6 protein-coding genes are annotated in these 6,003 nt (G+C 71.8%); 4 read left to right on the top strand and 2 right to left on the bottom strand.

Translation table 11 applies throughout. The features are described 5' to 3' along the window. The coding region (locus ACXJKL_RS12325; protein WP_457207339.1) for an Ig-like domain-containing protein at nucleotides 1-532 on the top strand (532 nt) is incomplete at its 5' end. Nucleotides 533-607: 75 nt separating this feature from the next. Here the strand turns inward: ACXJKL_RS12325 and ACXJKL_RS12320 are convergent. Beyond that, entirely contained in the window at nucleotides 608-1,489 is an 882-nt protein-coding gene (locus ACXJKL_RS12320) for a M56 family metallopeptidase (RefSeq protein WP_457207338.1), read from the bottom strand. Nucleotides 1,490-1,501: 12 nt separating this feature from the next. Then, a complete protein-coding gene (locus tag ACXJKL_RS12315; protein ID WP_457207337.1) occupies nucleotides 1,502-1,873 on the bottom strand; it encodes a BlaI/MecI/CopY family transcriptional regulator in 372 nt (123 codons plus the stop codon). A 139-nt stretch (nucleotides 1,874-2,012) separates the two neighbouring features. Here ACXJKL_RS12315 and ACXJKL_RS12310 point away from each other — a divergent pair, with 139 nt between their 5' ends. From ACXJKL_RS12310 to cydD, 3 genes are all read left to right on the top strand, one after another. Further along, complete coding sequence (locus ACXJKL_RS12310; protein WP_457207336.1) at nucleotides 2,013-3,455, top strand: cytochrome ubiquinol oxidase subunit I; 1,443 nt, start codon at nucleotides 2,013-2,015, stop codon at nucleotides 3,453-3,455. 14 nt (nucleotides 3,456-3,469) lie between these two features. After that, the gene (cydB, locus tag ACXJKL_RS12305; protein WP_457207335.1) at nucleotides 3,470-4,486 is read left to right on the top strand and encodes a cytochrome d ubiquinol oxidase subunit II; all 1,017 of its coding nucleotides are present in this window, start codon (nucleotides 3,470-3,472) and stop codon (nucleotides 4,484-4,486) included. A 2-nt stretch (nucleotides 4,487-4,488) separates the two neighbouring features. Further along, the coding region (cydD, locus tag ACXJKL_RS12300) for a thiol reductant ABC exporter subunit CydD (protein WP_457207334.1) at nucleotides 4,489-6,003 on the top strand (1,515 nt) is incomplete at its 3' end.

Genomic DNA, 6,003 nt, shown 5'->3' with positions numbered 1-6,003 from the left:
CACCGTGACCGCCGACCAGGGCGGCGTGCCCACCGGCGTCGTCGACCTCGTCAAGGCCGACGGCGTCACCAAGGTCGCGACCGGCACCCTGACGGCCGGCAAGGTCAGCCTGACCCTGCCTGCGGACCTCCCGGTCGGGACGCACGTCCTCACGGCGAACTACGTCCCCACGGGTGGCTTCCAGGCCGCGTCCGGGACCGTCACCGTGACGGTCCAGGCCGCACCCGCACCGGTCAAGGAGAAGTTCAAGTCCGAGACGACGCTGAAGGTCAAGCCGAAGAAGCCCGCGTTCAAGCAGGACTTCAAGGCGATCACCAAGGTGAAGTCGCTGGGCGGCGAGACCCCGACCGGAACGGTCAAGTTCCGGCTCGATGGCAAGAAGCTCGTCGGCAAGACCCTGAAGGACGGCCGCATCGTCCTGAAGATGAAGAAGAACATCAAGGTCGGCAAGCACATGCTCGTCGCGACCTACAAGGGCGACACCGACACCTGGTGGAGCCGGGCCCGGCTGAGGATCTTCATCGTCCGATGACGACCTGAGCTGGACGTACGACGAGGGGCCCCGGTGGAGCGATCCACCGGGGCCCTTCGCGTCGTCCGGGACTCGTCAGCGCAGGCCGGCGAGCCAGGGCAGCACGACCAGCGCGCTCGGCAGGGCGAGCAGCGCCAGGGCGGAGAGGGTGACCACCACCGACTGCAGCCGGTGCGGGCGCGTGTCGCGGAGCACCGCGACCCGCTCGACAAGACCGGTACCGGTGGCACCCAGGGCTCCGCCCGGCGTGTGCGACCCGGCCAGGGCGAGCAGCGCGGAGGCCAGCGCCCGCCGGTCACCACGACGTACGGCGGCCCGGTCGGCCAGGACCTCCACCAGCACCTGCACCTCGTGGTGGGCGGCGCCGCTGGACACCCAGCGCGGGAAGGCGCGGTGCAGCACGGTGAAGGCCTCCAGCACCAGGTCGTGCCGTGCTCGCAGGTGTGAGCGCTCGTGCGCGACCACCGCAGCAAGCTCGTCCGGCGCCAGTCGGGTCAACGTCGAGCGCGAGACCACGATCCGGGAGCCGGACATCCCGGGGACGCAGTAGGCGACCGGCACCTCGTGGTCGAGCACCGAGATCCCCTGCTCGAGGATCTGGTGGTCGACCCGCGCCAGCAGGTCCACCTGCTGGCGGTGCCGGCGTCGCAGCCGCCGCAGGGTCGTCCCGGTCCGGTGACCGCTCAGCAGCAGGCGTCCCACGACCACCACCGTCACTCCCCCGGCCAGGACCGCCAGCAGCACGTCGCCGGTGCCGACGTCGCCCTCCCACAGCCGGTGGGTCACCAGCGAGAGACCGGCACCGACGGCGGCCAGCACCGCGGCCAGCGCGGTGCTCTGCCACAGCAGCATCGCCGGGACCGGCGTGTGCCGCAGTCGCTCCGAGCGCGCCAGCGCCCACGGCAACGGACTGGCCAGGGCGAGCGCGAGGGCACCGAGCACGAGGGGCGTGAGCACGGGCGGAGCGGATCAGGCCAGGTCGCCGAGGGCGCGGCGCAGGGCCGCGATGTCCGCCTCGTCCGCGTCCGCGACGAAGGAGACCAGCGCCGACCCGCGCTCCTCGGCCCCCATGTCCACGAGCGTCTCCCGCATCAGCTCGGCGGTCAGGCCGGCCCGGCTGACCCGCGGGCGGTAGCGGTAGGCGCGGCCGTCGCGCTGCTGCTCGACGTACTCCTTGCGCGCGAGCCGGTCCATCACGGTCATGACGGTCGTGTAGGCCAGCCCGCGGTCGGCCAGCGACTCGTGCACCTGGCGCACGGTGGCCCACTGGTCGTCGTCGAGGCCCCAGAGCGTCTGCATGACGGCCTGCTCGAGCTCACCCATCCGGGACCTTGGACCCATGTCGACGGAGTCTAGAGCCCCTGTGCACGGAAGTACGACACGGCGTAGTATCTACTACGCTGAGTAGTAGGCCTTCGCCTGATCGGCTGTCACCCTCGTCAGCTGTCCGCCTCAGTGGCCTTCACCCGGGAGCAGGTACATGGACGTCCTCGACATCGCACGCTGGCAGTTCGGCATCATCACCGTCTACCACTTCATGTTCGTCCCGCTCACGATCGGCCTCACCGCGATGGTCGCCGGCTTCGAGACCGCGTGGGTCCGCACGCGCAACGAGGACTACCTCCGCCTCACCAAGTTCTTCGGCAAGCTGATGCTCATCAACTTCGCCATCGGCGTCGTGACCGGCATCGTGCAGGAGTTCCAGTTCGGGATGAACTGGTCGGACTACTCGCGCTTCGTCGGCGACGTCTTCGGTGCCCCGCTGGCCATCGAGGGCCTGCTCGCGTTCTTCCTCGAGTCGACGTTCCTGGGGCTGTGGATCTTCGGGTGGGACAAGCTCCCCCGGACCCTGCACGCGTCCTGCATGTGGATCGTGCACATCGGGACGTTGTTCTCCTCGTGGTTCATCCTCGCCGCCAACTCCTGGATGCAGCACCCGGTCGGCCACACCTACAACCCGGAGACCGGCCGGGCCGAGCTCACCGACTTCTGGGCGGTGATGTTCAACAAGGTGCAGCTGGTGACCTTCCCCCACGTGATCGCCTCGGCGTACCTCACGGCGGGCGCGTTCGTCGTGGGCGTCGCCGGCTGGCTCTACGTCCGGCGCGGGCACGAGCACGACCGCGGCCTCTACCGCCGCGCCGTGCGCATCGGGGCCACCGTCACGCTGCTGGCCGGTCTCGGCGTCGCCGTCTCCGGCGACCTGCAGGGCAAGATCATGACCGAGGTGCAGCCGATGAAGATGGCCGCCGCCGAGGGGTTGTTCCAGACCGAGCAGCCCGCGTCGTTCTCCGTCTTCACCGTCGGCACCCCGGACGGGCGTGAGGAGAAGTTCGCGATCAAGATCCCGGGCCTGCTCAGTTTCCTGGGGACAGGGTCGTTCGACGGCGAGGTGCGTGGCATCGACGAGCTCCGCGAGGAGTACATCGCGACGTACGGCCAGGATCCCGGCGCCGCCTACTACTCGGCCGGCGACTACGTGCCCGTCGTGCCGATCACCTACTGGTCCTTCCGCTTCATGATCGGGCTGGGCATGGCCGCGGCCGCGGGTGCCGCGCTGGTGCTCTGGCTGACCAGGCGGGGCCGGGTGCCCCACGCGAGGTGGTTCCCCTGGCTCGCGATCGGGCTGCCGGTGCTGTCGGTGGCCGCCAACTCCTTCGGCTGGATCTTCACCGAGATGGGCCGCCAGCCGTGGGTGGTCTTCGGTCTGATGACCACCGAGAACGCCGTCTCGCCGAGCGTCAGCGTGTTCGAGGCCGCCACCTCCCTCATCGTGCTGACCCTGCTGTACGCCGTCCTGGCCGTCGTCGAGCTCGGCCTGCTGATCACCTACATCAGGAAGGGCGCCGACCCCTTCGTCGAGCCGCCGGACGTGCCCATCGGCGGGCACGACGACGACGCCCCGATGGCCTTCGCGTACTGACGACAAGGATCGACATGGAACTCACGACCGTCTGGTTCGCACTGATCGCCGTCCTGTGGATCGGCTACTTCTGCCTGGAGGGCTTCGACTTCGGCGTCGGGATGCTGCTGCCCGTGCTCGCCCGCAACGACACCGAGCGCCGGGTCATGTACAACTCCGTCGGCCCGGTGTGGGACGGCAACGAGGTGTGGGTGCTCGTGGCGGGCGGCGCGACCTTCGCGGCGTTCCCCGAGTGGTACGCGACTCTCTTCAGCGGCTTCTACCTCCCCCTGCTGCTGATCCTGGTCGGGCTGATCGTGCGGGGACTGGCCTTCGAGTACCGCGCCAAGCGCGACCACGACCAGTGGCGGGCCCGTTGGGACCTGGCCCTCATCGTCGGCTCGGTGGTCCCGGCCTTCCTGTGGGGCGTGGCCTTCGCCAACATCGTGGCGGGGGTGCCGATCGACGCCGACAAGGAGTTCACGGGCAATCTCCTCACCCTGCTCAACCCGTTCGGGCTGCTGGGCGGGCTGGTCACGATGAGCCTCTTCGCGACCCACGGCGCGCTCTTCCTGGCGCTCAAGACCGACGGCGACATCCGCCACCGGGCGCGGGCGCTGGCTCTGCGGATCGGCGCGATGGCCGCAGTGCTCGCCGTGGTCTTCCTCGTGTGGACCCAGGTCATGACCGGCACGGCGGTCTCGGCGGTCCTGTTCGTCGYCGCCGCGCTCACCCTGGTGGGCGGCCTCGTCGCCGCCCGCGCCGGCTGGGAGGGCTGGGCGTTCCTCGGCACCTTCGTCACCATCGGGCTGGCCGTGGCCGGACTGTTCGTCGGCCTCTTCCCCGACGTGATGCCGTCGTCGACGGACGCGGCGTACTCGCTGACGACCACCAACGCCGCGGCGACGTCGTACACCCTCGAGGTCATGACCTGGGTGGCCGTGATCTTCACCCCGATCGTGCTGCTCTACCAGTCGTGGACGTACTGGGTGTTCCGCAAGCGGATCGCGGTCCACCACATCCCCGCCTCGACGGCGACGGCGAGCCACTGACGATGCGCCCGCTGGACCCCGAGGTCCTGCCCCACCTGCTGCCGGCCCGCCGGCCGCTGGCAGTCGCGGTCGGCACCGGCGTGGCGGGCGGGGTGCTGACCCTCGCGCAGGCGTGGGCGATCGGCGCCCTGGTCGTGCGGCTGGTCACCGACCCCGCGGGCACCGGCTGGCACCCTGCGGCGCTGGCACTGCTCGTGGTCGTCGCGCTGCGGGCGCTCGTCGAGCACGTCACCGACCTGGCGTCGGCCCGGGCCGCCGCGCGCGTGTCGACCACGCTGCGACGCCGCCTGCTGGACGCGGCCACCGCGCGGCCCGGTCGCGACGGCCCCGAGCCGGACGCCGTGGTGCTGCTGGCCACCCGCGGCGCCACCAGCGTCGAGCCGTACGTCACCCGCTACCTGCCGGCCCTCGTCCTCGCGGCCGTCCTGCCTCCCCTGACGGTGGCCGCGATCTGGTGGCTGGACTGGTTGTCCGGCCTCATCGTGCTGCTCACCCTGCCCCTGGTGCCGGTCTTCGCCGCCCTGGTCGGGATGACCACCCGCGACCGCGCCGCGCTCCAGTGGCGGGAGCTGGGCGTGCTGTCGGGACACTTCCTCGACGTGGTGCGTGGACTCCCCACCCTGGTCGCACACCGCCGCGCGGAGGCGCAGGTCGCCCGGATCGGCGCCGTCACCGAGCGCTACCGCCGCGCCACGGTGGACACCCTGCGAGTGGCCTTCGCCTCCTCCAGCGTCCTCGAGCTGGTCGCCACCCTGTCCGTCGCCCTGGTGGCGGTGTGCGTGGGCCTGCGGCTGGCCGCCGCGGGGATCGGCTTCGAGACGGCCCTGGTCGTGCTGCTCCTCGCCCCCGAGGCCTACTGGCCGCTGCGGCGGGTGGGTGCCGAGTTCCATGCGGCCGCCGAGGGCACCGCCGCCCTCGCCGGGGCCGGCCGGGCGCTGGCCGCCCTGGAGGCCGGCACGGCGGGCACCACGGTCCCGACCTCGACCCGGCTGTCCCTCGCGGATTTCGCCCCCGGTCACCCCGGCTCCGCGCAGGCCCTGACCCGCCCGCTGGTCGTCGACCTCCCCGAGCACGGTCTCGTCGCGGTTGCCGGGCCGAGCGGGTGCGGCAAGTCCACCCTCCTGCAGACCCTGCGCGGTGAGCTCCCGGCGTACGACGGGCGGGTGGTCGTGGGCGGCGTGGACCTGCTCGACGTGGACCCGGACTGGTGGCGGCGCCAGGTCGCCTGGCTCCCCCAGCGGCCGTGGCTGGCGGCCGGCACGGTCCGCGACAACCTGCTCCTCGGCGACCCCGCGGCGACCGACGACCAGCTGTGGCGGGCGCTGGCCGCGCTCGGGATGACCGACGCCGTGGCCGCCCACCCCGACGGGCTGGCCCGTCGCCTCGGTGAGGACGGTGCCGGGCTCTCCGCCGGGCAGCGTGCCCGGCTCGCGATGGCCCGGGTGCTGCTCGCCGACCGGCCGGTGGTGCTGCTCGACGAGCCGACCGCCCACCTCGACGAGGCCACCGAGCAGGCC

This window comes from Nocardioides sp. P5_C9_2 (assembly GCF_054049555.1).
This window is presented reverse-complemented; position numbering and strand designations above follow the sequence as displayed.